Annotated in this window: 22 protein-coding genes and 3 pseudogenes; 20 read left to right on the forward strand and 5 right to left on the reverse strand. The window is 67.8% G+C overall.

The genetic code is table 11. From position 1 onward, the window contains the following. Positions 1-301: pseudogene (locus BMG07_RS08520) on the forward strand (hypothetical protein); the annotation flags it as partial. A gap of 12 nt (positions 302-313) precedes the next feature. Here the strand turns inward: BMG07_RS08520 and BMG07_RS08525 are convergent. Together BMG07_RS08525 and BMG07_RS08530 are read right to left on the reverse strand one after the other, a co-directional pair. After that, entirely contained in the window at positions 314-1,753 is a 1,440-nt protein-coding gene (locus tag BMG07_RS08525; protein ID WP_198084185.1) for an MFS transporter, read from the reverse strand. 77 nt (positions 1,754-1,830) lie between these two features. Further along, positions 1,831-3,185 (reverse strand): annotated as a pseudogene (locus BMG07_RS08530) (aspartate aminotransferase family protein). A gap of 108 nt (positions 3,186-3,293) precedes the next feature. On the opposite strand from BMG07_RS08530, the gene BMG07_RS08535 reads away from it, so the two are divergent. The 4 genes from BMG07_RS08535 (at position 3,294) to BMG07_RS08545 (ending at position 6,133) form a co-directional block, all read left to right on the forward strand. Then, positions 3,294-4,241: a LysR family transcriptional regulator gene (locus BMG07_RS08535; RefSeq protein ID WP_198084186.1), complete on the forward strand. Its 948-nt coding sequence runs from the start codon at positions 3,294-3,296 to the stop codon at positions 4,239-4,241. A 217-nt stretch (positions 4,242-4,458) separates the two neighbouring features. Further along, positions 4,459-5,157 carry a tetratricopeptide repeat protein gene (locus BMG07_RS41770; RefSeq protein ID WP_269758777.1) on the forward strand — a complete coding sequence of 233 codons (699 nt, stop codon included), beginning with the start codon at positions 4,459-4,461 and terminating at the stop codon, positions 5,155-5,157. Beyond that, the gene (locus tag BMG07_RS41775) at positions 5,154-5,642 is read left to right on the forward strand and encodes a DUF6396 domain-containing protein (protein ID WP_269758771.1); all 489 of its coding nucleotides are present in this window, start codon (positions 5,154-5,156) and stop codon (positions 5,640-5,642) included. Before BMG07_RS41770 ends, BMG07_RS41775 begins: the two co-directional genes overlap by 4 nt. Further along, a complete protein-coding gene (locus BMG07_RS08545; protein WP_198084187.1) occupies positions 5,639-6,133 on the forward strand; it encodes a pentapeptide repeat-containing protein in 495 nt (164 codons plus the stop codon). The genes BMG07_RS41775 and BMG07_RS08545 overlap by 4 nt, the downstream gene beginning before the upstream one ends. Positions 6,134-6,189: 56 nt before the next feature. Here BMG07_RS08545 and BMG07_RS08550 read toward each other — a convergent pair whose 3' ends face one another. After that, positions 6,190-6,954 (reverse strand): FadR/GntR family transcriptional regulator, encoded by a 765-nt coding sequence (locus BMG07_RS08550; protein ID WP_198084188.1) that lies wholly within the window; start codon positions 6,952-6,954, stop codon positions 6,190-6,192. 208 nt (positions 6,955-7,162) lie between these two features. Between BMG07_RS08550 and BMG07_RS08555 the strand changes: the two genes are divergently transcribed. The 8 genes from BMG07_RS08555 (at position 7,163) to BMG07_RS08590 (ending at position 15,052) form a co-directional block, all read left to right on the forward strand. After that, the gene (locus BMG07_RS08555) at positions 7,163-8,368 is read left to right on the forward strand and encodes an ABC transporter substrate-binding protein (protein ID WP_198084189.1); all 1,206 of its coding nucleotides are present in this window, start codon (positions 7,163-7,165) and stop codon (positions 8,366-8,368) included. A gap of 129 nt (positions 8,369-8,497) precedes the next feature. Beyond that, complete coding sequence (locus BMG07_RS08560) at positions 8,498-9,358, forward strand: branched-chain amino acid ABC transporter permease (protein ID WP_198084190.1); 861 nt, start codon at positions 8,498-8,500, stop codon at positions 9,356-9,358. Between the two features lie 8 nt (positions 9,359-9,366). Beyond that, a complete protein-coding gene (locus BMG07_RS08565) occupies positions 9,367-10,326 on the forward strand; it encodes a branched-chain amino acid ABC transporter permease (RefSeq protein WP_198084191.1) in 960 nt (319 codons plus the stop codon). Next, entirely contained in the window at positions 10,323-11,093 is a 771-nt protein-coding gene (locus tag BMG07_RS08570) for an ABC transporter ATP-binding protein (protein ID WP_198084192.1), read from the forward strand. The genes BMG07_RS08565 and BMG07_RS08570 overlap by 4 nt, the downstream gene beginning before the upstream one ends. Continuing rightward, positions 11,090-11,803 (forward strand): ABC transporter ATP-binding protein, encoded by a 714-nt coding sequence (locus BMG07_RS08575; protein ID WP_198084193.1) that lies wholly within the window; start codon positions 11,090-11,092, stop codon positions 11,801-11,803. The genes BMG07_RS08570 and BMG07_RS08575 overlap by 4 nt, the downstream gene beginning before the upstream one ends. Positions 11,804-11,836: 33 nt before the next feature. Next, positions 11,837-13,093 (forward strand): Zn-dependent hydrolase, encoded by a 1,257-nt coding sequence (locus tag BMG07_RS08580; protein WP_198084194.1) that lies wholly within the window; start codon positions 11,837-11,839, stop codon positions 13,091-13,093. Next, positions 13,090-14,583 carry a M81 family metallopeptidase gene (locus BMG07_RS08585; RefSeq protein WP_198084195.1) on the forward strand — a complete coding sequence of 498 codons (1,494 nt, stop codon included), beginning with the start codon at positions 13,090-13,092 and terminating at the stop codon, positions 14,581-14,583. Before BMG07_RS08580 ends, BMG07_RS08585 begins: the two co-directional genes overlap by 4 nt. Before the next feature lie 91 nt (positions 14,584-14,674). Beyond that, entirely contained in the window at positions 14,675-15,052 is a 378-nt protein-coding gene (locus BMG07_RS08590; RefSeq protein ID WP_198084196.1) for a nuclear transport factor 2 family protein, read from the forward strand. Between the two features lie 32 nt (positions 15,053-15,084). On the opposite strand, the gene BMG07_RS08595 is transcribed toward BMG07_RS08590, so the two are convergent. Further along, positions 15,085-16,224 (reverse strand): helix-turn-helix domain-containing protein, encoded by a 1,140-nt coding sequence (locus tag BMG07_RS08595; protein WP_198084197.1) that lies wholly within the window; start codon positions 16,222-16,224, stop codon positions 15,085-15,087. A gap of 179 nt (positions 16,225-16,403) precedes the next feature. Here BMG07_RS08595 and BMG07_RS08600 point away from each other — a divergent pair, with 179 nt between their 5' ends. From BMG07_RS08600 to BMG07_RS08630, 7 genes and pseudogenes are all read left to right on the forward strand, one after another. After that, the gene (locus BMG07_RS08600) at positions 16,404-16,901 is read left to right on the forward strand and encodes a (2Fe-2S)-binding protein (RefSeq protein ID WP_198084198.1); all 498 of its coding nucleotides are present in this window, start codon (positions 16,404-16,406) and stop codon (positions 16,899-16,901) included. A gap of 13 nt (positions 16,902-16,914) precedes the next feature. After that, the gene (locus tag BMG07_RS08605; RefSeq protein WP_198084199.1) at positions 16,915-19,299 is read left to right on the forward strand and encodes a xanthine dehydrogenase family protein molybdopterin-binding subunit; all 2,385 of its coding nucleotides are present in this window, start codon (positions 16,915-16,917) and stop codon (positions 19,297-19,299) included. A gap of 24 nt (positions 19,300-19,323) precedes the next feature. After that, positions 19,324-20,118 carry a xanthine dehydrogenase family protein subunit M gene (locus tag BMG07_RS08610; RefSeq protein ID WP_198084200.1) on the forward strand — a complete coding sequence of 265 codons (795 nt, stop codon included), beginning with the start codon at positions 19,324-19,326 and terminating at the stop codon, positions 20,116-20,118. A gap of 67 nt (positions 20,119-20,185) precedes the next feature. After that, positions 20,186-21,088: a MoxR family ATPase gene (locus tag BMG07_RS08615; RefSeq protein ID WP_198084201.1), complete on the forward strand. Its 903-nt coding sequence runs from the start codon at positions 20,186-20,188 to the stop codon at positions 21,086-21,088. 32 nt (positions 21,089-21,120) lie between these two features. Then, positions 21,121-22,334 (forward strand): annotated as a pseudogene (locus BMG07_RS08620) (VWA domain-containing protein). Positions 22,335-22,370: 36 nt separating this feature from the next. Next, on the forward strand, positions 22,371-22,976 hold the full coding sequence (locus tag BMG07_RS08625; protein ID WP_198084202.1) for a CoxG family protein: 606 nt from the start codon (positions 22,371-22,373) through the stop codon (positions 22,974-22,976). A gap of 19 nt (positions 22,977-22,995) precedes the next feature. Then, positions 22,996-24,012, forward strand: coding sequence for an XdhC family protein (locus tag BMG07_RS08630; protein ID WP_198084203.1), 1,017 nt, complete (start codon positions 22,996-22,998; stop codon positions 24,010-24,012). Positions 24,013-24,049: 37 nt separating this feature from the next. Here the strand turns inward: BMG07_RS08630 and BMG07_RS08635 are convergent, their stop codons facing one another. Continuing rightward, positions 24,050-24,601, reverse strand: a complete 552-nt coding sequence (locus tag BMG07_RS08635; RefSeq protein WP_198084204.1) for a MarR family winged helix-turn-helix transcriptional regulator — start codon at positions 24,599-24,601, stop codon at positions 24,050-24,052. Positions 24,602-24,790: the final 189 nt, after the last annotated feature.

The following is a 24,790-nucleotide window of genomic DNA, read 5'->3' on the forward strand; positions in this document are numbered from 1 at the left end:
CCGGCGCGTGGCGACCGAGGTCGAGTGGGAAATCGCCGCGCACGCCGCCGCGCGGCGCGGCTTTCGCTGGGCCGACGTGCATGAATGGACGGCGGGCACGCTGCAGCCGTGGCCCGGTTACCAGGCCGACCCGTGGAGCGCGGGCGGGGAGTTCGATCCGGCGGCCGCGTTCGGTCGGGCGCGCGTGTTGCGCGGTGCGTCGTTCGCGACGCGTGCGCGCCTGCGTTCGCTCAAGCGGCGCGGCTTTGCACTGCCGGAGCGCGACGACGGGTTCTTCGGCTTTCGCACCTGCGCGCTGTAGCCCGGCTCTGCCTCAGCGCTCGCCGCCGGCCTCGGACGCCAGCGGGGGCGCCACCTCTTCCAGCGGCTTGCGCTCCGCGTCGGCCGCGTAGCGCAAAGCCAGCAACCCCGCGACGATGACCAGCACCGCGCCGACGCCGTAGCCCACCATCACCGCGCTGCGGCTGCCGGTCTCGATCAGCAGGCCGAAGAGCAGCGGCGCCGCGAAACCGCCCGCGCCCATGCCGACCGCGTAGAAGATCGCGATAGCCATGGCGCGCATCTCCAGCGGGAACACCTCGCTCACCGTGAGGTACGCCGAACTCGCCGCCGCCGATGCCAGGAAGAACACCGCCGACCAGCACAGCGCCTGGCTGCGCGCGTCGAGCCAGCCCATCGTGAAGGCCCAGCCCGTGAGCGCGAGGCCCACGCCCGCGAGCACGTAAGTCAGCGCGATCATCTTGCGTCGCCCCAGGCTGTCGAACAGCGGGCCCAGCAGCAGCGGCCCGAGCACGTTGCCGAGCGCGAACGGAAAGATGTAGAGCGCCACGCGGCCTTCGGGCACGCCGTAGAAGCGCGTGAGCACCAGCGCGTAGGTGAAGAAGATCGCGTTGTAGAAAAAGGCCTGCGAGATCATCAACGCCAGCGCGACCACGCTGCGCTGCCGGTAGCGCTTGAACAGCACGCGCGCCACCTCGCGCATCGACGGGCTGGCCTGGCGCGCGGCCGGGTAGCTGACGTGGCCCAGCGGCGCTGGCAGCGGGCCGTGCTGCGCTTCCACCTCGGCCTCGATTTTGTCGACGATGCGCCTGGCTTCGTCGGCGCGCCCGTGCGCGATGAGCCAGCGCGGGCTCTCGGGCACGTCGCGCCGCACCAGCAGGATGGCCACCGCCAGCACTGCGCCCAAGGCGAAGCCCGCGCGCCAGCCCCACACCGGGCCGATCACGCGCGCGTCGAGCAGCACCAGGCTGAGCGCCGCGCCCAGGGCCGCGCCGATCCAGAAGCTGCCGTTGATGGCGAGATTGACGCGCCCGCGCACCCGCGCCGGAATGAGTTCGTCGATGGCCGAGTTGATGGCCGCGTACTCGCCGCCGATGCCCAGCCCCGTGACGAAGCGGCACAACGCGAAGAAAGCGAAGTCGGGGGAGAAGGCCGTGGCCAGCGTGCCGATGGTGTAGACCACCAGCGTGACGAGAAAGAGCTTCTTGCGCCCGAGCTGGTCGGTGAGCCGCCCGAAGAGCAGGGCGCCGATCACCGCGCCCGCCACGTACACCGAGCCCGACAGGCCGATTTCGCCGGCCGTGAGCCCGAGCGTGTCGGGCCGCTCCAGCACCGCGCCGATGGAGCCGACCAGCGTGACCTCGAGCCCGTCGAGCACCCAGGCCACGCCCAGCGCGATCACCACGCGCCAATGCCAGCGCGACCACGGCAGGCGGTCCAGGCGCGCGGGGATGTCGCTGCGCAGTACCGTCATGCCGGTGATTCTGAAAGGCGGCCGGCGCGCCGCCTGTAGGACCCGGCCTCCGATCAGGCCGCGCCGGGAGGAAAGGCTCAGGCCGTTTCCGCCAGCGCGTCGGCCAGCGCGTTGACCATGCGGTCGATCTCGGCCTTCTCCGCGATGAACGGAGGCGCGAGCTGGATCGTGTCGCCGCCGTAGCGCACGTAGAAGCCCTTCTTCCAGCAGTTCATGGCGATCTCGTAGGGGCGGCGCGCGGGCTCGCCCGGCAGCGCGGCGATGGTCAGGCCGGCAGCCAGGCCGAAGTTGCGGATGTCGCTCACGTGCTTGCTGCCCTTCAGGCTGTGCACGGCGTTCTCGAAGTGCGGGGCCAGCGTCTGCACGCGGCCGATCATGTCTTCCTTCTGCAGCACGTCGAGCGCGGCGATGCCGGCGGCGCAGGCCACCGGGTGCGCGCCGTAGGTGTAGCCGTGCGGGAACTCGAGCATGTAGTCGGGGCCGCCTGCCGCCATGAAGGTGTCGTAGATCTCCTTGCTGGCGACCACCGCGCCCAGCGGCTGCGCGCCGTTGGTCACCTGCTTGGCGATGTTCATGATGTCCGGCGTCACGCCGAAGGCCTCGGCGCCCGTGAGCGCGCCGCAGCGGCCGAAACCGGTGATCACTTCGTCAAAAATCAGCAGGATGTTGTGGGCCGTGCAGATGTCGCGCAGGCGTTTCAGGTAGCCCTTGGGCGGAATCACCACGCCGGCCGAACCCGCGAAGGGCTCGACGATCACGGCCGCGATGTTCGATGCGTCGTGCAGCGCGATCAGGTCGAGCAGGCGGTCGGCCAGTTCGGCGCCGTTGTCGGCCATGCCTCGCGTGAAGGCGTTCGCGGCGAGCTGCGTGTGCGGCAGGTGGTCGGCCTCGACGCCCTGGCCGAACAGCTTGCGGTTGGCCGCGATGCCGCCCACCGAGATGCCGCCGTAGTTCACGCCGTGGTAGCCCTTCTCGCGGCCGATCAGGCGGGTCTTGCTGGCCTGGCCCTTGGTGCGCCAGTAGGCGCGCGCCATCTTCAGCGAGGTGTCGGCGGCTTCGGAGCCCGAGCCGGTGAAGAACACGTAGTCCAGGCCGGCGGGCGTCAGTTCCTTGATCTTGTTGGCCAGCTCGAACGAGAGCGGGTGGCCGAACTGGAAGGCGGGCGAGTAGTCGAGCTTGGCGATCTGGCGGCTCACCGCCTCGGTGATTTCGGGGCGGCCATGGCCCAGGCCCGAGCACCACAGGCCCGAGAGGCCGTCGAAGATCTTGCGGCCGTCGCGTCGGTGAAGTAGGCGCCCTTGGCCTCCACGATGATCCGCGGATCGGCCTTGAAATTGCGGTTGCCGGTGTAGGGCATCCAGTGCGCGTCGAGCCAGGCGGCGTCGGTGCGCAGGGCGGGCGTGGGTTCGATGGCGGGGGTTGCAAGGGTCATGGCGTTCCGCCGGGGGCGGGCTCCGAAGGAGGGTTATGGGATGCGCCGATTGTTCGCAGACCCTTCAGTGTGGAGAATGGCGCAATATCAATGTTCACTTGACACTTCATGCAAGTAAAGGCGCAAGCCAAAAACAGCGCCAGGAACCGTGCCGTGCTGGGGCAGATCAGCGACATGGACCTGCGCCTGCTCAAGGTGTTCAAGAGCGTGGTCGACTGCGGCGGCATGGCGGCCGCCGAGCTGGAGCTGAACATCGGCACCTCCACCGTGAGCCGGCACGTGAAGGACCTGGAAACGCGGCTCGGGTTGGTGCTGTGCCGGCGCGGGCGCGCGGGCTTCGCGCTCACCGCCGAGGGCCAGCGCGTGTACGACGAGACCCTGCGCCTGCTGGCCTCGGTCGATGCGTTTCGCGGCAGCATCGACGACATCCACAACCGCATGGGCGGACAACTCGAGGTGGCGCTGTTCGACAAGACCGCCACCAACCCGAAGGCGCGCATCGGCGAGGCGATTGCGCGCTTCACCGAGATCGCGCCGGAAGTGAACCTGGCGGTGCATGTGGGGTCGATCAACGCCATCGAGCAGGGGGTGCTGGACGGCAATTTCCAGATCGGCATCATCCCCGCGCACCGGGCCTCGCAGAGCCTGGTGTATGCGGATCTTTTCGACGAGACCATGCTGCTGTATTGCGGCAAGGGGCATCCGCTGTTCGACAGCAGCCACGCCAAGCTCACGTGGGCGAAGCTGGGGGCGCATCACTTCGCGGGGCTGGGGTATCACTCGCCGAACATGGAACTGAGCCACCGCGCCAGGCTGTCGCGCAAGGCGACGGGGTTCGACCAGGAGGCGATTGCGACGCTGATTCTTTCGGGGCGGTTCCTGGGCTTCTTGCCGGACCACTACGCGCAGGTGTTCGAAGAGCGCGGGTTGATGAAGGCGGTGCTGCCGGCAAGGTTCAACTACGTGTGCCGGTTCGTGAGTTTGCTGCGCAGGTCGCCGAAGCCTTCGCGGGCGGTGCTGGCGTTTCAGGAGTGCCTGGCGTGGGCGCACGGGTAGGGGGTGGGGGGGCGTGAATTTGCCACGGTCGTGCGGATTGATTTCCTCTGATGACCGCTGAGTGACTATTGTTTGCAGTGTGAGTCGCCGGGGTGCCGCAGACTTTTGGATCACCAATTCGTCAGTGGTCCATGTCGGCTCTTACTGTTTGTTCCCCAGCGATTCTCTCCATAGTCCGCGTGTTATGGAATGAGCCTTTAGCGAGACTCGCGCAGTGATGGCCTTCCTGATTTTCTCAAGAAGGACCTGGGGCCATTTAGCGACTCCGGTCGCTGTATTTGTTTTCACCATTCTCTTGGCAGGTTGCCCAACGAACGATGACCGTTCCGCGGCGCCCGTGCTTCTCCGTTTTTCCAAGCTTGATGCATTTGATCCTCATCGTCGAAGCTTTGAATGCATGCACGAAGAAGATGCCAATCCACCATTCACGGCGGATGCCCAAACGCTGTTCGAACAAGGTATGACCGCAACGAGCCATGACTTGTGGCCTGACGACCGTGACTACACAAAAGCGGCGCGACTTTGGGTGCAGGCGTCCGAGCAAGGCCATTGGAAAGCGCAATTCAATCTTGCCGGACTTCATCTGAAGGGGTTGGGCGTGCCGCAGAACATCGAGAGGGCGATTGAACTTACCGAGGACTTGATGCGCAGGGGCGTTCCAGCGGCTTGGGACAACATGGGCGCCTACCACATGGGCGGGGTCGGCCCGTTAAAGCAGGATGCAAATGTGGCCTATGCCTTTTGGCAAAAGGCGGCGGACATGGGAAGCATCGCGGCACAGGCGCATCTCGGCGAAAAGCTGAATGCAGGGCATGACGAGCCCCCGTTTTTTGGGGAAACGCGACTGTCGGCCTCAGGATGTTGGAGTGCGCGTTTGCACAAGGTTCGGGAAATGCCGCATACCAACTTGCAATGACTCAAGGCCGCGACGCCAAGCAGCAGGACGACTACTCGCGTGCGCTGGGGACTTTTCAGGCAGGTGCCAGACTGGGTAGCGAGAAGTCAGCGAACAGTTTGGCCGTTGCCTTCTATTTTGGACGCCCCCTCGTTGACCTCCATGTGGACTTGGCACGCGCCGAGCGCTATTCGGTCTTGGGTGATGCCCTTTGGCGCAATCCCGATCTTCGCTTCCCCAGTCTCGACGAGGTATTGCCCCTGCCTCCGGCGCAACTGCCCCAGTGGAACGGCGACAGGCAAACGCTGATCGACGCAGCCGAAGCCCTCGTCGTGCAGCCCGCTGCGCGGCCCATGCCAAGCTCCGGGGGCACCGGCCGAGCGCGACTTCCCCTGAGCCACGAGTTGCTGACAGAGATCCGCCGTGTAGACGTTGAGGCCAAGAGCCATATTTCCCGCACCAACTACTGGCAGTCCCGGTCGTATCAGCAAAAGGGCCAAGCATGAGCGCACAACAAATCATCCTGGATCACGACAAGTGGCGCAAAGGCGTGGGCGGTGCGCCGGCCGGGCTGAGTGGAGAAAGCGATGCCAACGCCTATGCCGGGCTCGACCTCAACCTGATCACCTTCTCGGCCAGCACGTTCACCGGCAGCAGCTTTTCCGCGACGACATTCAAGGACGCGAGTTGGTCTTCGTGCCAGTTCCAGGGCTGTACTTTCAGCAAGTGCGACTTCGAGCGCCTGCGCATGGCGGGGTGCACCTTCACGGGCTGCACTTTCGAGAGCGCCGCGTTTCAGGGCGCTGAATGGAGCCAGTGCAGCTTCAGAGGCTGCACCTGGACGAACCTGAATTTCGACAACTGCCAGTGGCAGGCCGTAGGCATCCTCGACTGCGGCGGTACCTCCATCACGGGCACCAACCTGCGAGGCGCTCAGGTGGATTTCACGGGCAGCAACTTCCAGCACATGGAACTCACGAACGCGCGCATCAACTGACCGATTGATTGATTGATTGATTGATTGATTGATTGATTGATTGATTGATTGATTGACTACCGCTGCCCGCTCGGCAGCAACAAATGCTTCGCCCCGATGTGCGCTTCCATCTCGTGCATGTGCTGCTCCGCATCGATCATGTGCTCAGCCATCAGCCGCCGCACCTCCTCGGCGTCTTCCTTGCGGTAGGCGGCCAGCAGTTGGGTGTGATAGTCCACGTTGGTCTCGCCGAAGTGGTGGTGGTCCAGCGCTTTCTTGTAGACCACGAGGTCGCGCAGCAGGTCGTTGAGAAACCTGCACATGAAAGACAGCACCGGATTGGGGCAGCTCTCGGCCAACATGGTGTGAAAAGCCAGTTCGGCCTCGCGCTGGATGCGCAGTTCGTCGTCGTTGCCGGGCTCGATGGCGCACAGGCGGATGTTTTCTTCGAGCTTCTCGAACTGCGCCGGTGTCAGTTTGCCGACCACGCTCACCGCCAATTCGGGCTCCAGCGCCTTGCGCAGCTGGTAGATGTGGTGGCCGTCGAGGTGGTGAAAGTGCAGGAAGTTGCGCAGCGGCTCCGACGCGTGGTCGACCGACACCTGCTGCAGGTACGCACCGCCGCCGGGGCCGGTGCGAATGGAGATCAGGCCGCGCACCTCCAGCGCCTTCAGCGCCTCACGCACGGTGCTCTTCGAATAGCCGAACAGCTCGATCAGCTCCTTCTCGTTCGGTAGCCGGTCGCCCGGCTGCTTGCGCTCCGCAACGATCCAGCGCTTGACGTCTTCGACGATGACGTCCGAGAGCTTTTGCCGCTTTGGGCGGTGTTGCCCCACTGTCATTCGCGCACTCCATGCCCATCAAGAGAAGCGCGGACTGCGCAACCACGCGCGATCTTAATCAACTGCATCGGGACGAAGACTCTGGTTTTGGGCACGGCGTTTGCTAGCGGGTTTTTACCAGCATATTAATCCTATTTATCCGCTTAAATTCGCCGCCATCGCGGATCACGCCTTTTTCCTTACTTCCACACCACGACCGGAGAACTCCATGCAACGCAGACACCTTCTTCAGCTGGCCGCCCTGTCGGCCGCCCCCGCATCCCTGCTGGCGGGCCGCGCGGCTTTTGCCCAGTCGGCCGACGCGATCCGCTTCGGCTGCCCGGTCCCGATGTCGGGCGCCTTCGCGGCCAACGGCAAGTTCGCCGACCTGGGGATGAAGCTGGCCATCGAGCAGTACGGCAGCGTGCTGAAGCGGCCGCTGGCCTACACGGTGCTCGACACCGAAGGCAAGCCCGCGACGGCCGTGCGCAAGGTGCAGGAAGCCTCGCAGCAGCAGGGCACGAAGTTCTTCGCGGGCGGCATCCTGTCGTCCGAATCGCTGGCCATGGGCAAGGAAGCCGAAAAAGCCGGCGGCCTGTTCATCACCACCGCCGGCGCGGACGAGATCACGGGCAAGGACTGCAACCCCGCCACCTTCCGCTGGTCGGTGCCCACCTTCGGTGCGATCGAGCAGACCGTGCGCCCGCTGATCGCGTCGATGCCCAAGGCCAAGCGCTGGTACACCATCACGCCGCAGTACGTGTTCGGCGACGGCCTGCTGAGCGCGGCCAAGGCCATCTTCCAGGAGAAGGGCATCGAGCACGTGGGCAACAGCTACCACTCGCTCAACGAGAAGGAGTTCAGCGGCTACCTCACCAACGCCGCGGCCGCCAAGCCCGACGTGCTGCTGCTGCTCAACTTCGGTGCGCAGTCGTCCGACGCGCTGCGTCAGGCCATCAGCTTCGGCATGAACAAGAACATGACGATCCTCATGGCCTGGGCCTCGGGCCTGGAGCAGTTCGAGTCGCTGGGCGCGGACCTGTGCGACGGCGTCTACTTCGGTGCGCAGTACTGGCACACCGCCGACACGGCGCTGAACAAGGACCTGGTCAAGCGCACGGCCGACAAGCTCAAGATCGTGCCCAACTACAGCCTTGCGGGCTCGTATGTCTGCACCAAGATCCTGATCGACGGCATCGTGAAGGCGGGCACGGTGGACCAGAAGGCCGTGATCGCCGCGCTCGAGGGCATGAAGTTCGACGGCCTCACCGGCACCGAGGAAATCCGCAAGGCCGACCACCAGGTCATCAAGGACTACTACCTGCTCAAGGGCAAGGCCAAGTCGAAGATGCAGAACCCGGCGGACTTCGTCGACGTGATCAGCTCGGGCAAGTCTTTCCTCCCGGTCGACAAGACCGGCTGCAAATTGGGCTGACCCCCAGGCTTGCCCACTGCGTGTGGCCTCCCACCCCCTTGCCGGGGGCAACACCTGCGGCCCGGCGAAGCCGGTTCCGCGGTGTTCCTGGAAGGCGCACTGCTTTCGTGTCCGCGATCACTCACACCTATGTCCGTCTACCTGCTCCAGACCATCAACGGAATCGGCATCGGCATGCTGTATTTCCTGCTGGCCGTTGGCTTGTCCATCGTGTTCGGCCTGCTGCGCTTCGTGAACTTCGCGCATGGCGCTTTCTACCTGCTGGGCGCCTACCTCTGCTACCAGGCCACGCAATGGGGGCTGAACTTCTGGGCCTCGCTGGTGCTGGTGCCGCTGTGCGTCGGCGCGCTCGGCTGGCTGGCCGAGAAGCTGCTGCTGCGCCGCGTGTACGCCAAGGCGCACGAGTTCCACATCCTCGTGACGGTGGGCCTGGCGCTCGCGGTGCAGGAGATCGTCATCGTGTTCTGGGGCCCGCTGGGCAACAGCGTGCCCACGCCTGACTTGCTGCAGGGCGTGGTGATGTGGGGCTCGTTCGTCTATCCCAAGTACCGGCTGTTCGTGATCGGCTTCACCGCCGTGCTCGCGATCATCCTGTGGTGGGTGCTCGAAGGCACGCGGCTGGGCAGCGCGGTGCGCGCGGGCAGCGAATCGACCGAGATGGTGTCGCTGCTGGGCATCAACGTGTTCCGCGTGTTCAGCCTGGTGTTCGCGCTCGGCGCGGCCACGGCGGCGCTGGCGGGCGTGCTGGCCGCGCCGATCCGCGGGGCCGAACCGTTCATGGGCGTCGAGGCGCTGAGCGTCGCGTTCGTGGTGGTGGTGATCGGCGGGCTCGGTAGCTTCGGCGGCGCGCTCGTGGGCGGCCTGCTGATCGGCATCGTGCAGAGCCTCATGAGCACCATCTGGCCGCCGGGGGCGAGCCTGATGGTCTACATCGCGATGGCGGCCGTGCTGCTGCTGCGCCCGCATGGCCTGCTCGGCCGCAAAGGATGAACACCGCCATGCCGAGAAAAATCACTTTCCTTCTGGCGCTGATCGCCGCGCTGGGCCTGCCGCTGGTGCTGCGCTCGGGCTCGCTCGCAAGCGAGGTGCTGATCTATGCGCTGGCCGCGCTGGGCTGCAACCTGCTGCTGGGCTACACGGGGCTGCTGTCCTTCGGGCAGGGCATCTTCTTCGGGCTGGGCAGCTACACCATCGCGATCCTGCTCACGCGGCTGCACCTGCCGATGCCGCTTGCGCTGCTGGCGGCCATGGGCATGGGCGCGCTCGGCGCGGCGGTGGTCGGCTGGGTCGCCATCCGCCAGCGCGGCACCTACTTCGTGATGCTCACGCTGGCCTTTGCGCAGATGTTCTATTTCATCGCCTACACCGCGACCGAGCTCACGGGCGGCGACAACGGCCTGCTCGACGTGCCGCGTCCCGGCTTCATGGACACGCCGTGGAAGTACTACGCCTTCGTGGCCGTGGTCTTTCTGATCGCGTTCGCGCTGCTGCTGCGCGTGACCGACTCGGTCTTCGGCCGCACGCTGCTGGCCATCCGCGACAACGAAGACCGGGCGGCCGCCGTGGGCTACAACCTCAAGCGCTTCAAGCTGCTGGCCTTCGTGATCTCGGGCGCCGTCACCGGCCTGGCGGGCGGCCTGCACGCGATGATGACCGGCATCGCGCCGCTGTCGAACGCCGAGTACCACACGAGCGAAATGATCCTGGTCATCGCCGTGATCGGCGGCACCGGCAACCTGTTCGCCTCGGTGCTGGGCTCGGCCTTCTATGTGCTGCTGGCCGACTGGCTTTCCACGCTGTGGCCGCGCTGGCTGCTGTTGCTGGGGCTGTTGCTGATCGGCGTGAGCATCGGCATGCAGCGCGGGCTCTGGGGCGTGGGCGAGGCCGCATGGCGCCGCATTTTCCGCAGGACGCCGCCGGGCGCTCCCACACCTTCCGCGCAGGGAGACAAGGCATGACGCAACCCGTACTCATCGAAGCCGTCGGCGTCACCAAGCACTACGGCAAGTTCGCCGCGCTCGGCGGGGTCGACCTGAAGATCAGGCGCAACACCGTGCACTCGGTGATCGGCCCCAACGGCGCGGGCAAGACCACGCTGTTCCACATGCTCACGGGCACCGGCACCACCACGGGCGGGCGCATCGTGTTCGACGGCCATGACGTGACGCGCGAGCCCGACCACAAGCGCGTGCAACGCGGCATGGCGCGTTCGTTCCAGGTCACGGCGCTGTTCGCGAGCCTGTCGGTGCGCGAGAACCTGCGCGTGGCGGCGCAGGGCGTGTCGCCGCGACAGGCCATGAACTGCTGGCGCGCGCCGGTCGGCGAACTGGCCTGCACGCAAACGGTGGACGAGGTGCTGCAGCGCGTGGGCCTCGAGCGGCTGGCGAACACGCCGGTCGGCGAGCTTTCGCACGGCCAGCAGCGCCGGCTCGAAGTGGGCATGGCGCTGGCCGCGAAGCCGAAGGCGATCTTTCTCGACGAGCCGACCTCGGGCATGGGCATCGACGACCTCGACGACATGAAGCAGCTGATCCGCGGCCTGCGCGACGCGCACACCGTGGTGCTGATCGAGCACAACATGAACATCGTGATGGACATCTCCGACACCGTGACCGTGATGCAACTGGGCCGCGTGCTGGCCGAGGGCTTGCCGGGCGACATTCGCGCCGACGCGCGCGTGCGCACGGCCTACCTGGGCAACATGATCACCGGAGGCAAGGCATGAGCGCTGGAAACATCCTCGAAGTGGAAGCGCTGCACGCGCACTACGGCAAGAGCCACGTGCTGCAGGGCGTGTCGATGCGCGTGGGCGAGGCCGAACTCGTCACGCTGCTCGGGCGCAACGGCGCGGGCAAGTCGACCACGCTCAAGAGCATTGCCGGCGCGGTCACGCCGTCCTCGGGCCGGGTGCGATTCCAGGGCGCCGACATCGCCGGCCAACCGCCGCACCGCATCGCCACGCGCGGCGTGTGCCTGGTGCCCGAGCACCGCGGCATCTTCAAGCTGCTGACGGTGGAAGAAAACCTGCTGCTCGGCCTGCGGCGCGAATCGCCGTGGCAACTGGCCGACATCTACCGCATCTTTCCGCGGCTGAAGGAACGGCGGCGCAACGGCGGCGGGCAGCTGTCGGGCGGCGAGCAGCAGATGCTGGCCATCGGCCGCGCGCTCATGAACCACCCGCGCCTGCTGATCCTGGACGAGCCGGTCGAAGGCCTGGCGCCGGTGATCGTGGAGGAGATCGTCGCGCAGCTCAAGACCATCAAGGCCGCCGGCGTGGCCATCCTGCTGGTCGAGCAGAACCTGGAGGTCTGCGTGCAGCTGGCCGACCGCCACTACATCGTGGAGCAGGGCGTGATCGTGCACGAAGCCGACAACGCCGCCTTCATGGCCGACCACGAAGTCAAGGACCGCTATCTGGGCGTGGGCCTCGCCTGAGGCGCCGCGCATCGCATCTCTTTTTTCAAAGTCATGAACTCATCACACACTGAACTGCGCATCGACGGCCAGCGGCTCTGGAACTCGCTGATGGAGCTGGCGCAACTCGGCGCCACCGAGAAGGGCGGCGTCTGCCGCATCGCGCTGACCGATCTCGACCGGCAGGGCCGCGACCTGTTCACGCGCTGGGTGCGCGAGGCGGGCTGCGAGGTCCGCGTCGACGCCATCGGCAACATCTTCGCGCGCCGCGCGGGCCGCAACAATGCGTTGCCGCCCGTCACTACCGGCAGCCATATCGACACGCAACCCACGGGCGGCAAGTTCGACGGCAACTACGGCGTGCTTGCGGGGCTGGAAGTGATTCGCTGCCTGAATGACGCCAAGGTCGAGACCGAGGCGCCGCTGGAGGTCGCGGTCTGGACCAACGAGGAAGGCTCGCGCTTCGTGCCCGTGATGATGGGCTCGGGCGTGTTCGTCGGCGCCTTCACGCTCGAACATGCGCTGGCGCAGCGCGACAACGACGGCGTGAGCGTGTCCGAAGCGCTGGACGCCATCGGCTACGCAGGCAGCACGCCGGCATCGGCGGCCGCATCTCCCGTGGGTGCGTACTTCGAGGCGCACATCGAACAGGGCCCGGTGCTCGAAGCCAACGCGCGCGTGATCGGCGTGGTCGAAGGCGCGCTGGGCCAGCGCTGGTACGACGTGGTGGTGCAGGGCATGGAAGCGCATGCAGGCCCCACGCCGATGGAGCTGCGCAAGGACGCGCTGCTCGCCGCTTCGCAACTCGTGATCGAGGTGAACCGCATCGCGCTGGCGCACGCGCCGCATGCGCGCGGCACGGTCGGCTGGATCGACAACTATCCCAACTCGCGCAACGTGATTCCGGGCCGCGTGAAGATGAGTGTCGACCTGCGCGCGGCGGACGACGCCACGCTGTCGGCCATGGACGCCGAACTCAAGGAAGCGGTGAAGCGCCTGGCCGCGCAGGGCAAGGTCGCGATGACCGCCGAGCAGGTCGTGTACTTCCCGCCGCAGCCGTTCACGCCGCACCTGGTGTCGGCCATCCGCGAGTCGGCGCAGGCCCAGGGCATGACCTGGATGAACGTGATCAGCGGCGCGGGCCACGACGCCGTGTACCTGGCGCGCGTGTGCCCCACGGCGATGATCTTCGTGCCCTGCCTGGACGGCATCAGCCACAACGAGATCGAGGACGCGCAGCCCGATCACCTCGAGGCCGGTTGCAACGTGCTGCTGCAGGCGATGCTGCAAAGCGCGGGAGTGGCGAAATGAAAGTGCTGATCGCACGCCTGAACCACGAGACCAACACCTTCTCGCCCGTGCCCACGCCGCTCGCGGCCTTCGGGCCCGACGGGCCGACCTTCGGCGCGCAGGCCTACAGCGACAACAAGGGCATGCGCACCGCGATGTCGGCCTTCATCGACCTGGCCGAAGCGGCGGGCGCGTCGGTGGTCACGCCGGTGTCGGCCTCGGCCAACCCGAGCGGGCCGGTCGATGCGCTGGCCTACACCACGCTCACGCAGTGCATCGTCGACGCGGCGCCGGGTTGCGACGCCATCCTGCTCGACCTGCACGGCGCCATGGTCGCGCAGAACAGCGCGGACGGCGAGGGCGACCTGCTGCTGCGCCTGCGCGCGGTGGCGCCCGGCGTGCCGATCGGCGTGGCGCTCGACCTGCACGCCAATGTCACGCCCGCGATGGTGGAGAACGCCGACGTGATCGTCGGCTTCAAGACCTACCCGCACATCGACATGTACGAGACCGGCGCGCATGTCGGGCGCCTGCTGCTCGACCTGCTGGCCGGGCGCAGCCAGCCAGCGATGCGCTGGCGCCAGTTGCCGCTGATGGCGCACACGCTGCGCAGCGCGTCGTTCACCGGCGCGATGCAGCGCGCCATCGAGGCCGCGCGCGAGGCCGAGAAATCGGAGTCGCTCGCGGTGTCGATCCTGGCGGGCTTCTCGCTGTCGGACATCGAGGCGCCGTGCATGAGCGTGATCGTGGTCGACGCGCACTCGCCCGAACGCGCGCAGGCCACGGCCGACCGCATCGCCGCGCAGATGTGGAACGAGCGCGAAGCATTCATCTACCGCAGCGAGCCGCTGGCGGAATCGGTGGCGCGCGCCAGGCTGATCGCCGAAGGCGCGACGCGCCCGGTGCTGCTGCTGGACCACGGCGACAACTGCATGTCGGGCGGCAGCTGCGACACCATGGACGTGCTGCAGGAGGCCTTGGCGCAGGGGCTGCACGGCATCGGCGTGGGCCCGCTGTGCGACCCCGAGGCGGTGGCGCAGCTCATCGCGGCGGGCGAGGGCGCACAGGTGACGGTGGCGCTGGGCAACAAGGTCTCGCTCGCGGGCATCGGCCTGGCGAAGACGCCCGTGCGCCTGACCGGCACCGTGCGCAGCGTGAGCAACGGCGAGTACGTGATCACCGGCCCGACCTACACGGGCCAGCGCAGCAGCATGGGCCGCACAGTGCTGTTCGACATCGGCGCGGCGCGCATCGTGGTGACGGAGCGCACGCAGGAGCCGTGGGACATCGGCGTGTTCGAGTGCGCGGGGCTCGACCCGCGCACCGAGCGCTTCCTGCTGCTGAAGTCGCGCATGTACTGCCGGCCGGTGTTCGAGCCGCTGTCGGCCGCGCTGGTGGAGTGCGACAGCCCCGGCGTGACGAGCTCCGACTACAGCCTGTTCCCGTTCAGCAAAGTGCGCCGCCCGGTGTTCCCGCTGGACGCGGACGTGGCGATGGCGCAGGCGGCATAACCTCCCACGTCATCGACGCTGCGCGCGTGCGGCGCGACCATTCATTCACCCCGCGATGTTGCGGGGCCAACCCCCGAAAGGAATGGTCATCATGAACACCGCCGCACACGACGCCGCCACGATCGCCCAAGGCTACATCGCCGTCTGGAACGAGACCGACGCGGCCCGCCGCGCCGCGCTCATCGAAGCCGGCTGGACCGCCAACGCCAGCTACATCGACCCGATGGCGCAGGCCAGCGGCCACGAGCAGATCAGCGCGCTGGTCGGCGCGGTGCACCAGCGCTTTCCGGGCTTTCGCTTCAACCTGCTGGGCAAGGCCGATTCGCACGGCGACCACCTGCGCTTTTCGTGGACGCTGGGCCCCAGCGGCGCGGAAGACCTGATCCAGGGGACCGACTTCGCGCAGGTGGAGGCGGGCAAGCTGCGTTCGGTGACGGGTTTTCTCGACAAGGTGCCGGTCGGCGCCTGAACGGGAGCTGAACGGCGGGGCCGGCCGGTCAGTCAGTCCGGCGCGCCCGCCGGCCGCCCGCGCCACAGCTTGCGATACACCGTCGCCCGGCTGATCCCCAACGCCCTTGCGGCCTCCGCCACGTTGCCGCGCGCATCGGCCACCGCCTTGCGGATCAATGCGGTCTCCACGTCGCGCAGCCGGGGCCGGGTGTCGACCACGGGCTGGACCGGCATGCCGCCACCGCCGCGCTGGGGCTGCACCTGCACCCGCAGGCCCGACCACAGCGGCACCTCGAGCATGGCGTCGCCGCGCCGCGCGGCGTCGAACATCATGTGCAGGGGCAGGGCGAACAGGTCGTTGAAGTGCAGCGCGTGCTGGCTGCGCGCCAGCGGCTGGTGCAGCATTTGCCGGGCCGCGGCATTGGCGCCGGTGACGTGCCCGTCGGCGTCGATGCACAACAGCCCCTCGGTGGCTTCGCTGGCCGTGCTGCCGGGCCACGCCAGGTGCAGCAGCAGCTCGCAGGGTTCGTGCAGCACCAGCATGTTCTCGATGCTGCGCGTCGACAGCGTGGCCAGGTGGCGCAGCTCCGGCCGCTCGACCACCTGTACGCCCGTGAGGTCGAGCATGCCGATGCAGTCGCCTCGGGGACCGAAGAGCGGGGCGCCGGCGCAGCTGTAGACGCTGGTGTCGTCGAAGAAGTGCTCGCCGCGGTGCAGCCATACCGACTCGTGCTCGGCCAGCGCCGTGCCGATGGCGCTGGTGCCGATGGCCCTTTCGGACAGGTCCACGCCGATGCGCCCGATGTCGCGCGCGTAGCGGCTGGCGGCGTCGGTGCCGTCGGGCAGGTTGCCCACGTCGACCACGATGCCGTCGGCGTTGGTCAGGATCGCGAAATAGCGGGTGTCGGCAATGGCGCGCGAGAGCCGCTCGATCACCGGCCGGGCGGCCGTGACGAGCGCCCTGTTGCGCTCTGTTGCATCACGGCCGGCCGACGGGCCCACCGGGTCGAAACTGACGCGCTGCTGCGGGCGCCGGCCGGCCTCGATGCAGCGCTGCCACGAGCGGGAGATCCAGGAGTCGACACAGGGGTTGGCATGCGCGCGCGGCGATTCGCCGTGAATCAGTTCGCGGCGGGCCTGGGCAATGGCCAGGGAGCGTTCGGGGGCAGGCGAAACGACAGAGGCAGACATCGTGGGGTGTTCGCGCGTGTGGGGTGGCTTTTCCCGGCTCGCCGGATGGCAAGCTGTTTCATTTTGAGAATTTCGCGCGGTCTGTGCAAGTGTCAAGGGTTTTGCCTAGGATAGTGCGAAAGGTCGGCATCCAAGATGCTTTTGCTGAATCAGCCATCACCTTTCACGGAGACAGCCAAATGCAGGTCGCTTTCAAAGTCAACGGCCGCCAGGTCACGGTCGATGCTCCTCCCAACACCTTCCTTGTCCACGCCATCCGGGAGCACCTCCATCTGACAGGCACGCACGTCGGTTGCGACACCGCCCAGTGCGGCGCCTGCACCGTCCATGTGAACGGCCGGGCCGTCAAGTCATGCAATGTGCTGGTCGCCCAGGCGGCCGGCGCCGACATCACCACCATCGAAGGCATTGCCGAGGCCGACGGCACCATGCACCCCATGCAGGCGGCCTTCAAGGAGTGCCACGGCCTGCAGTGCGGCTTCTGCACCCCGGGCATGGTCATGAGCGCCATCGACCTGTGCACCCACCACCCCAAGTCGAGCGAGTCGGAGATCCGCGAGCTGCTCGACGGCAACCTGTGCCGTTGCACGGGCTACCAGAACATCGTGAAGGCCGTGAAGATGGGCGGCGAGGCCATGGCCTCGGGCACACCCGTGAAATCAACCGCCACGGCGTGAAAGGAGCGGCATCATGGGCGCTTCCGACTTCTCCAACCTGCCGCACATCGGCGAGGCCCTGCGGCGCAAGGAAGACTATCGCTTCCTGACCGGCGCGGGCAACTACACCGACGACATCACGCTGGCCAACCAGAGCCATGCGGTGTTCGTGCGCTCGCCGCACGCGCATGCCGCCATCAAGTCGATCGACATCGCCCAGGCCATGAAGATGCCCGGCGTGGTCGGCATCTTCAGCGGCAAGGACATCGAGGGCAAGATGGGCGGGCTGCCCTGCGGCTGGCTCATCAACAACCCCGACGGCACCCCCATGAAGGAGCCGATGCACCCGATCCTGGCGATCAACAAGGTGCGCTACGTGGGCGACCACGTGGCCATGGTGGTGGCCGAGACGGTGGAGCAGGCCAAGAACGCGGCCGAGGCCGTGGTGGTCGACTACGACGTGCTGCCCGCGCTCGTGAGCGTGGCCGACGCGGCCAAGAAGGCCGGCGGCGTCACGCTGCACGACGAAGCGCCCGACAACCAGTGCTACAAGTGGGCGCTGGGCGACAAGGCGGCGGTCGACGCGGCCTTTGCCGGCGCGGCGCACGTGACCACGCTCGACCTCGTCAACAACCGCCTGATTCCCAACCCGATCGAGCCGCGCGTGGCCATCGGCAGCTACAGCCGGGGCACCGACGACTACACCCTGTACGTGTCGAACCAGAACCCGCACGTCGAGCGCCTGCTCATGACGGCCTTCGTGCTGGGCCTGCCCGAGCACAAGGTGCGCGTGATCGCCCCTGACGTGGGCGGCGGCTTCGGCTCCAAGATCTTCCTGTACGCGGAAGACGTGTGCCTGACCTGGGCCGCCAAGCAGCTCAACCGCAACATCAAGTGGACGGCCGAGCGCTCCGAGTGCTTCCTGTCGGACGCGCACGGCCGCGACCACGTGAGCCACGCCGAAATGGCAATGGACAAGGACGGCAAGTTCCTGGCCATGCGCGTGCATACCGACGCCAACCTGGGCGCCTACCTGTCGACCTTCTCGACGGCGGTACCGACCATCCTCTACGCCACCCTGCTGGCGGGGCAGTACACCACGCCGCAGATCTACGTCGAGGTCGATGCGTGGTTCACCAACACCGCGCCGGTCGATGCCTACCGCGGCGCGGGCCGGCCCGAGGCCACCTACCTGCTGGAGCGGCTGGTGTCGCGCTGCGCCTGGGAAATGAACCTGGGGCAGGACGAGATCCGCAAGCGCAACTTCATCTCCACCTTCCCGTACCAGACGCCGGTGGCGCTGCAGTACGACACGGGCGACTTCCATGCCTGCATGGACAAGGCCCGCGTGCTGGCGGAAGTAGACGGCTACGCGGCGCGCAAGGCGGCGAGCCAGGCCAAGGGCAAGCTGCGCGGCATGGGCTACTCCAGCTACATCGAGGCCTGCGGCATCGCGCCGTCGAACATCGCCGGGGCGCTCGGTGCGCGGGCCGGCCTGTTCGAGTGCGGCGAAATTCGCGTGCACCCGACCGGCAGCGTGACGGTGTTCACCGGCTCGCACAGCCACGGCCAGGGCCATGAAACCACCTTCGCGCAGGTCGTGGCCGCGCGGCTGGGCATTCCGGTCGAGAACGTCGACGTGGTGCACGGCGACACCGGCCGCGTGCCCTTCGGCATGGGCACCTACGGTTCGCGCTCCATCTCGGTGGGCGGCGCGGCCATCATGAAGGCGCTCGACAAGATCGAGACCAAGGCCAAGAAGATCGCCGCGCACCTGATGGAGGCGAGCGACGCCGACATCGAGTTCGCCAACGGCGAGTTCACGGTCAAGGGCACCGACAAGAAGATTCCGTTCGGCCAGGTGGCGCTCACGGCCTACGTGCCGCACAACTATCCGCTGGACAAGCTCGAGCCCGGCCTGAACGAAACCGCCTTCTACGACCCGACCAACTTCACCTTTCCGGGCGGCACCTACATCTGCGAGGTCGAGGTCGACAAGCAGACCGGCGAGGTGCGCGTCGACCGCTTCACCGCGGTGGACGACTTCGGCACCATCATCAACCCGATGATCGTCGAGGGCCAGGTTCACGGCGGGCTGGTGCAGGGCATCGGGCAGGCGCTGATCGAGAATTGCGTGTACGACAACGAGACCGGCCAGCTGCTCACCGGCAGCTTCATGGACTACGCCATGCCGCGCGCCGCCGACTTTCCGCAGTTCAAGCTCGACACCGTGTGCACCCCGTGCACGCACAATCCGCTGGGCACCAAGGGCTGCGGCGAGGCGGGGGCCATCGGCTCGCCGCCGGCCGTGATCAATGCCGTGCTCGACGCGCTGGCGCCGCTGGGCGTCAAGGATTTCGACATGCCAGCCTCGCCCAGCCGGGTCTGGGAAGCCATGCAAGCCGCCGCCAATCATTGAAATAACAAAGAAGGAATCACCACCATGTATGCCTTCACACTCGAACGGCCCTTGTCCGTGGCCGATGCGGCCAAACTCGTCGCTGCCGGCGCCAAGCCGCTGGCGGGCGGCCAGACCCTGCTGGCTTCCATGAAGCTGCGCCTGTCCGCCCCCGAACAGCTGGTGGACCTGAGCGGCATCAAGGAACTCACCGGCATCCGCAAGGACGGCAACGCCCTTGTCATCGGCGCCATGTCGCGCCACCTCGACGTGGCCAACAACGCCGACGTGAAGGCCGCGTTCCCGGCGCTGGCCGACCTGGCCTCGCGCATCGGCGACCGGCAGGTGCGCGCGATGGGCACCATCGGCGGCTCGGTGGCCAACAACGACCCGGCGGCGTGCTACCCGAGCGCAGTGCTGGGTTCGGGCGCGACCGTCATCACGTCGAAGCGCGAAATTGCCGCCGACGATTTCTTCCAGGGCCTGTTCACCACGGCGCTGGAAGAAGACGAGCTGATCACCGCCATCCGCTTTCCCATTCCGAAGCGCGCCGTGTATGAAAAGCTGCGCCAGAAGGCCTCGCACTTCCCGCTCGTGGGCATCTTCCTCACGCAGTCGGACAGCGGCGCGGTGCGCGTGGCCGTCACCGGCGCAGGCAACGGCGTGTTCCGACACGCGGGGCTCGAAGCCGCGCTGAACCAGAGCTTCACCGCCGCATCGGCCGCCACGGTGAAGATCGACGCCAGCGACCTCAACAGCGACCTGCATGCCTCGGCCGCCTACCGCGCCAACCTGATCAGCGTGCTGACCCAGCGCGCCGTGACCAAGGCGCTGGGCTGAGCCGGCCGGCGCGGTTCATCGCAGGGCGGAAGGCGCGGCATCCACGCGTCTTCCGCTACGCTTCGCCATGATCTTTCCGACCATCGATTCCCTGTCCGACGGTTTGATGCAGGCCGGCTACTTTGCCGACCGGCGCCTGGCGACGGCCGTGTTCCTGGCGCTCAAGCTGCAGCGCCCGCTGCTGCTCGAAGGTGAACCCGGCGTGGGCAAGACGGAGCTGGCCAAGGCCTTGTCGAAGGCGCTCGGCCGCGAGCTGCTGCGCCTGCAGTGCTACGACGGCCTGGAGCAGCGCGAGGCGCTCTACGAATGGAACTACGCCGCGCAGCTGCTGCACATGCGCGCGGCCGAGGCCACGGGCGCGGCGCGCGACGTCGAGGCCGAGGTCTACCAGCCCCACTACCTGATCCGCCGTCCGCTGCTGCAGGCGCTGCAGACGCCCGCGCCCGGCGCCGTGCTGCTGATCGACGAGGTCGACCGCGCCGACGAGCCCTTCGAAGCCTTCCTGCTGGAGTACCTGGGCGAGTACCAGGTGAGCATTCCCGAACTGGGCACGGTGCGCGCCGTGGTGCCGCCCGTGACCATTCTCACGAGCAACCGCACGCGTGAGCTCAACGATGCGGTCAAGCGCCGCTGCCTGTACCACTGGCTCGACTACCCGGAGCGCGAACGCGAACTGGCCATCGTGCGGGCGCAGGTGCCGCAGGCCGGCGAGAAGCTGTCGGCGCAGGTCTCGGCCTTTGTCGCGCGGCTGCGCGAGGCGCCTTTCGTCAACGCCTTCCAGCGCGCCCCCGGCATCGCCGAAAGCGTGGAGTGGGCGAGGGCGCTGATCGCGCTCGACACGGTGGAACTCGACCCCGAGGTGGTGGTCGACACCGCCGGCATCCTGTTCAAGCAGCGCGACGACGTGGCCGCGCTCACGCAAGAGCTGGCGTCCGACCTGCTGCGCCCCGAGGAGCCGGCCGCGCGCTGAGCGCGAACGGTCGAGGCAGGCAGGCACTTCGCATGGCCGGCATCCAGCAACTCGGCGATGTCCGCAGCGGCAAGCTCGCGGGCAACATCACCGCCTTCGGCCGCGCACTGCGCCGCGCCGGCGTGCGCACCGACGCGGCGCGCATCGCGCTGGCCGCGGAAGCCGCGACGCTGGTGGGCGTGGAAGACAAGCTCGACCTGGGCGCCGCGATGGAAGCCGTGATGGTCAGCCGCGAACAAGACCGCATGGTGTTCCGCGAGCTGTTCGACGCCTGGTTCCGCGACCCGAGCTGGCCAACAAGCTGCTCGCGCAGATGCTGCCCAGCGCCGAAGGCAAGGCCGAGCCGTCGAAGCGCCGGCCCCGCGTGCGCGAAGCGCTTACGGCGCCGCGCAACGCCGCCAAACCGGCCGAGCTGGCCAAGCCCGACCGCGAGGTCGAGTTCGACGCCGCCATGACCTCGAGCGACCGCCAGCGGCTGCAGCATGCGGACTTCAATGCGCTCGGCGCGTCCGAATACCGGCTGGTCGAGCGGCTCGCGCGCGACATCGCGTTGCCGATTCCGTCGCTGCCCTCGCGCCGCCTGCGCGCGGCGGGCGAGGCCGGCCGGCAGCATGCGCGCATGCACTGGCCCGGCGTGCTGCACGAGGCCGCGCGCACCGGCGGCGAGATCCTGCGGCTGCCCCGGTTGACGCGCCGCGCGCAGCCCTTGCCGCTGCTGGTGCTGGTCGACGTGTCGGGCTCGATGGAGCGCTACGCGCGCCTGCTGCTGGCGTTTCTGCATGCCGCGACCCGCCGCGCCGGCCGGCGCGACGTGTTCGCCTTCGGCACCGGCCTGACCGACCTGACGCCGGCCTTCCGGCTGGCCGACACCGACGCCATGCTCGGCGCCGCCAGCGTGGCCATCGACGATTTCGCGGGCGGCACGCGGCTGGGCGCTTCGCTGGCCGAACTGCGCCGTGCGCATGCCCGTCGCCTGACCGGTCGCCGCACGCTGGTGCTGGTGATCAGCGACGGCCTGGACACCGGCGAGCCCGCCGCGCTGGAACAGGAGCTGCTGTGGCTCAAGCGCCATTCGCGCCGGCTGCTGTGGCTCAACCCGCTGCTGCGCTTTGCCGGCTACGCCCCTCTGGCCCGTGGGGCCGGCGTGCTGCACCGCCATGCAGACGCGATGCTGGCGGTTCACAATCTCAACGCGCTCGAGGAACTGGCCGCCAGCCTCGCCGCCCTGATGCGCTCCGGCCGCTGACGCCCCCGCGCAGGATTCGAAAAAAGGAAGCCCACCATGGAAATGCTCGGAAACCGCCACCTCGGCATCACCCAACAACAGGCCTGGGAAGCGCTCAACGACCCCGAGACGCTGAAGAAATGCATTCCCGGCTGCGACAAGTTCGAGCTCACGGGCGACAACACCTACAGCGTCGCGCTGGCGGTCAAGATCGGCCCCGTGTCGGCCAAGTTCAACGGCAAGGTGATGCTCTCGGACATCGTGGCGCCCGACGGCTACAAGCTGAGCTTCGAGGGGCAGGGCGGCGTGGCGGGGTTTGCCAAGGGCTCGTCGAGCGTCACGCTGAAGCCGGCGAGCGCCGATGCGGCCGCCGCCGCGCCCGAGGCCGGCTGCGAACTCGACTACACCGTGCAGGCCCAGGTCGGCGGCAAGATCGCCCAGCTCGGCCAGCGCCTGATCGACGGCGCCGCCAAGTCCACCGCCGACGATTTCTTCAAGCGCTTCGAGGCCGAGATGCAAAGCCGCTACGGCCCGCCGCCGGCCGCCGTGCCGGAAACCGCCGAGGCGCCCGCTGCCGAGAAGACCGGCGTCATGTCCGGCCTCATGAAGAAGATCGGCCTGGGCAAGAAGGACGAGCCCGCAGCACCCGGCGACGCCGCCTGAGAGGCCGACGGAGCGCATCGTGGAAAACCTCGACGTCATGGTGCTGCGCACGCTGCGCGACTGGCGGCGCGCCGGCAAGCGCGCGCTGCTGACGACGGTGGTGCGCACCTGGGGCTCGTCGCCCCGGCCGGTGGGCTCGATCATGGCCCTGGCGGAAGACGGCGCGGTGGTCGGTTCGGTCTCGGGCGGCTGCATCGAGGACGACCTGATCGCGCGCTACAGCCACGCCCACGGCAAGGGCGAAGACGTGCCGCTGGGCGCGCCGCCCGCGCTCGTCAAGTACGGCATCACCGCCGACGAGGCGCACCGCTTCGGCCTGCCCTGCGGCGGCACGCTGGAGCTGCTGCTCGAATACGCGCCCGACGCCGCCTCGCTCGACCTGCTGGTCGCGCAGCTGGAGCAGGGCAAGCTGATGCGGCGCACGGTCACGCTGGCCACCGGCGCGGTGCGGCTGGCCGAAGCCAGCGCCCCCGACGAACTCGTGGTGAACGACACCGAGCTGACCAACACCTTCGGCCCCGAGTACCGCATGCTGCTGATCGGCGCCGGCCAGCTCGCCGAGTACCTGGCCACGATGGCCAAGTTCAGCGGCTTCGCGGTCACGCTGTGCGACCCGCGCGCCGAGTACCGCACGGCGTGGTCGCTGCCCGGTGTGCACATCACCACCGAGATGCCCGACGACGCGGTGCTGGCCTTCAGGCCCGACCGTCGCAGCTGCGTGGTGGCGCTCACGCACGACCCCAAGCTCGACGACCTCGCATTGCTCGAGGCGCTGCAGACCGAGGCCTTCTACGTCGGCGCCATCGGTTCGCGCCGCAACGCCGACGCGCGGCGCGACCGCATGATCGAGCACTTCGACCAGACGAACGAGTCGCTGGCCCGGCTGCGCGGGCCGATCGGCATCTACATCGGCAGCAAGACGCCGCCCGAGATCGCGGTGAGCGTGATGGCCGAAATCCTGGCGGTGAAGAACGCGGTGACGCTGCCGCGCGAGGTCGCGGTGGCCACGGCCAAGGAGCGCGCGGAAGCCGTCTGAGCTTGCGCGCGCGGGGGCGCCGCCGCGGCGCTCGCCTTCAGGGCGCGGCGATGCCGATGTCCGACAGCCGCTTGCCCAGTTCGCGCGTTGACGGAATCCGGCGCTTGGTGCCCTCGGCCGCCGCTTCGTCCGCCGCCAGCGCGGCATTGATCGCGAGCAGCACGCGGCGCGTGGTTTCCACGTCTTCGGCCGAGATGCCGCTCACGCTGACCTCGTTGACCTCTTCGGCCAGCGGAACGAGCTTGCGCTCGAGCTGCTTGCCCGAACGGGTCAGGTAGACGTGGATGTTCTTGTTATTGCCCGGCAGGTGCATGCGCTCCACGTAGCCCAGCGTCTCCAGCGCCTTAACCGCCGCGAACGTGGTCGGCTCGGCGATGTTGGCCTGTTCGCTGAGTTCGCGCTGCGTGAGGCCGTCGCGCGACCACAGCACCCGCAGGATCGACCAGTGGCCATAGGACACCGCATGCGGCGCGAGCCGCATCTGCAGCGCGCGGACGTACGCGCGCGCCGCGTCCTTGACGATGTGCGCGAGGCGCTCCTGCGTCGGGTCGGCGGTGGGGGCGGCCGGCGCCTGTTGTCGGTCTCTCATGGCGTGCAAGGCGAAGGGTGATGAAGAACGCGGAAGGAAGGCCCGCGGGGCCGGGCAAATGATAAGGGTTCGGGGCGGCGGTCCGATTGCGCGCGGTGCCCGGCTTCGAGTGAATTTAAATTAGAGATCAAATAATAGTTGACATGGAGGCCCACAGGTCTAGGATTGCGTATAAGTTTCGATCCCTAA

Origin of the sequence: Variovorax sp. E3, assembly GCF_016082275.1 — a bacterium.
Classification (GTDB): Bacteria; Pseudomonadota; Gammaproteobacteria; order Burkholderiales; family Burkholderiaceae_C; genus Variovorax.

Coding starts and splice junctions, on each gene's coding strand:
- BMG07_RS08615 (WP_198084201.1), top strand. CDS start 20,186: ATGATCTTTCCGACCATCGATTCCCTGTCCGACGGTTTGATGCAGGCC.
- BMG07_RS08590 (WP_198084196.1), top strand. CDS start 14,675: ATGAACACCGCCGCACACGACGCCGCCACGATCGCCCAAGGCTACATC.
- BMG07_RS41770 (WP_269758777.1), top strand. CDS start 4,459: ATGGCCTTCCTGATTTTCTCAAGAAGGACCTGGGGCCATTTAGCGACT.
- BMG07_RS08535 (WP_198084186.1), top strand. CDS start 3,294: ATGCAAGTAAAGGCGCAAGCCAAAAACAGCGCCAGGAACCGTGCCGTG.
- BMG07_RS08570 (WP_198084192.1), top strand. CDS start 10,323: ATGACGCAACCCGTACTCATCGAAGCCGTCGGCGTCACCAAGCACTAC.
- BMG07_RS08565 (WP_198084191.1), top strand. CDS start 9,367: ATGCCGAGAAAAATCACTTTCCTTCTGGCGCTGATCGCCGCGCTGGGC.
- BMG07_RS08575 (WP_198084193.1), top strand. CDS start 11,090: ATGAGCGCTGGAAACATCCTCGAAGTGGAAGCGCTGCACGCGCACTAC.
- BMG07_RS08525 (WP_198084185.1), bottom strand. CDS start 1,753: ATGACGGTACTGCGCAGCGACATCCCCGCGCGCCTGGACCGCCTGCCG.
- BMG07_RS08610 (WP_198084200.1), top strand. CDS start 19,324: ATGTATGCCTTCACACTCGAACGGCCCTTGTCCGTGGCCGATGCGGCC.
- BMG07_RS08595 (WP_198084197.1), bottom strand. CDS start 16,224: ATGTCTGCCTCTGTCGTTTCGCCTGCCCCCGAACGCTCCCTGGCCATT.
- BMG07_RS08625 (WP_198084202.1), top strand. CDS start 22,371: ATGGAAATGCTCGGAAACCGCCACCTCGGCATCACCCAACAACAGGCC.
- BMG07_RS08550 (WP_198084188.1), bottom strand. CDS start 6,954: ATGACAGTGGGGCAACACCGCCCAAAGCGGCAAAAGCTCTCGGACGTC.
- BMG07_RS08545 (WP_198084187.1), top strand. CDS start 5,639: ATGAGCGCACAACAAATCATCCTGGATCACGACAAGTGGCGCAAAGGC.
- BMG07_RS08635 (WP_198084204.1), bottom strand. CDS start 24,601: ATGAGAGACCGACAACAGGCGCCGGCCGCCCCCACCGCCGACCCGACG.
- BMG07_RS08600 (WP_198084198.1), top strand. CDS start 16,404: ATGCAGGTCGCTTTCAAAGTCAACGGCCGCCAGGTCACGGTCGATGCT.
- BMG07_RS41775 (WP_269758771.1), top strand. CDS start 5,154: ATGACTCAAGGCCGCGACGCCAAGCAGCAGGACGACTACTCGCGTGCG.
- BMG07_RS08605 (WP_198084199.1), top strand. CDS start 16,915: ATGGGCGCTTCCGACTTCTCCAACCTGCCGCACATCGGCGAGGCCCTG.
- BMG07_RS08585 (WP_198084195.1), top strand. CDS start 13,090: ATGAAAGTGCTGATCGCACGCCTGAACCACGAGACCAACACCTTCTCG.
- BMG07_RS08555 (WP_198084189.1), top strand. CDS start 7,163: ATGCAACGCAGACACCTTCTTCAGCTGGCCGCCCTGTCGGCCGCCCCC.
- BMG07_RS08580 (WP_198084194.1), top strand. CDS start 11,837: ATGAACTCATCACACACTGAACTGCGCATCGACGGCCAGCGGCTCTGG.
- BMG07_RS08560 (WP_198084190.1), top strand. CDS start 8,498: ATGTCCGTCTACCTGCTCCAGACCATCAACGGAATCGGCATCGGCATG.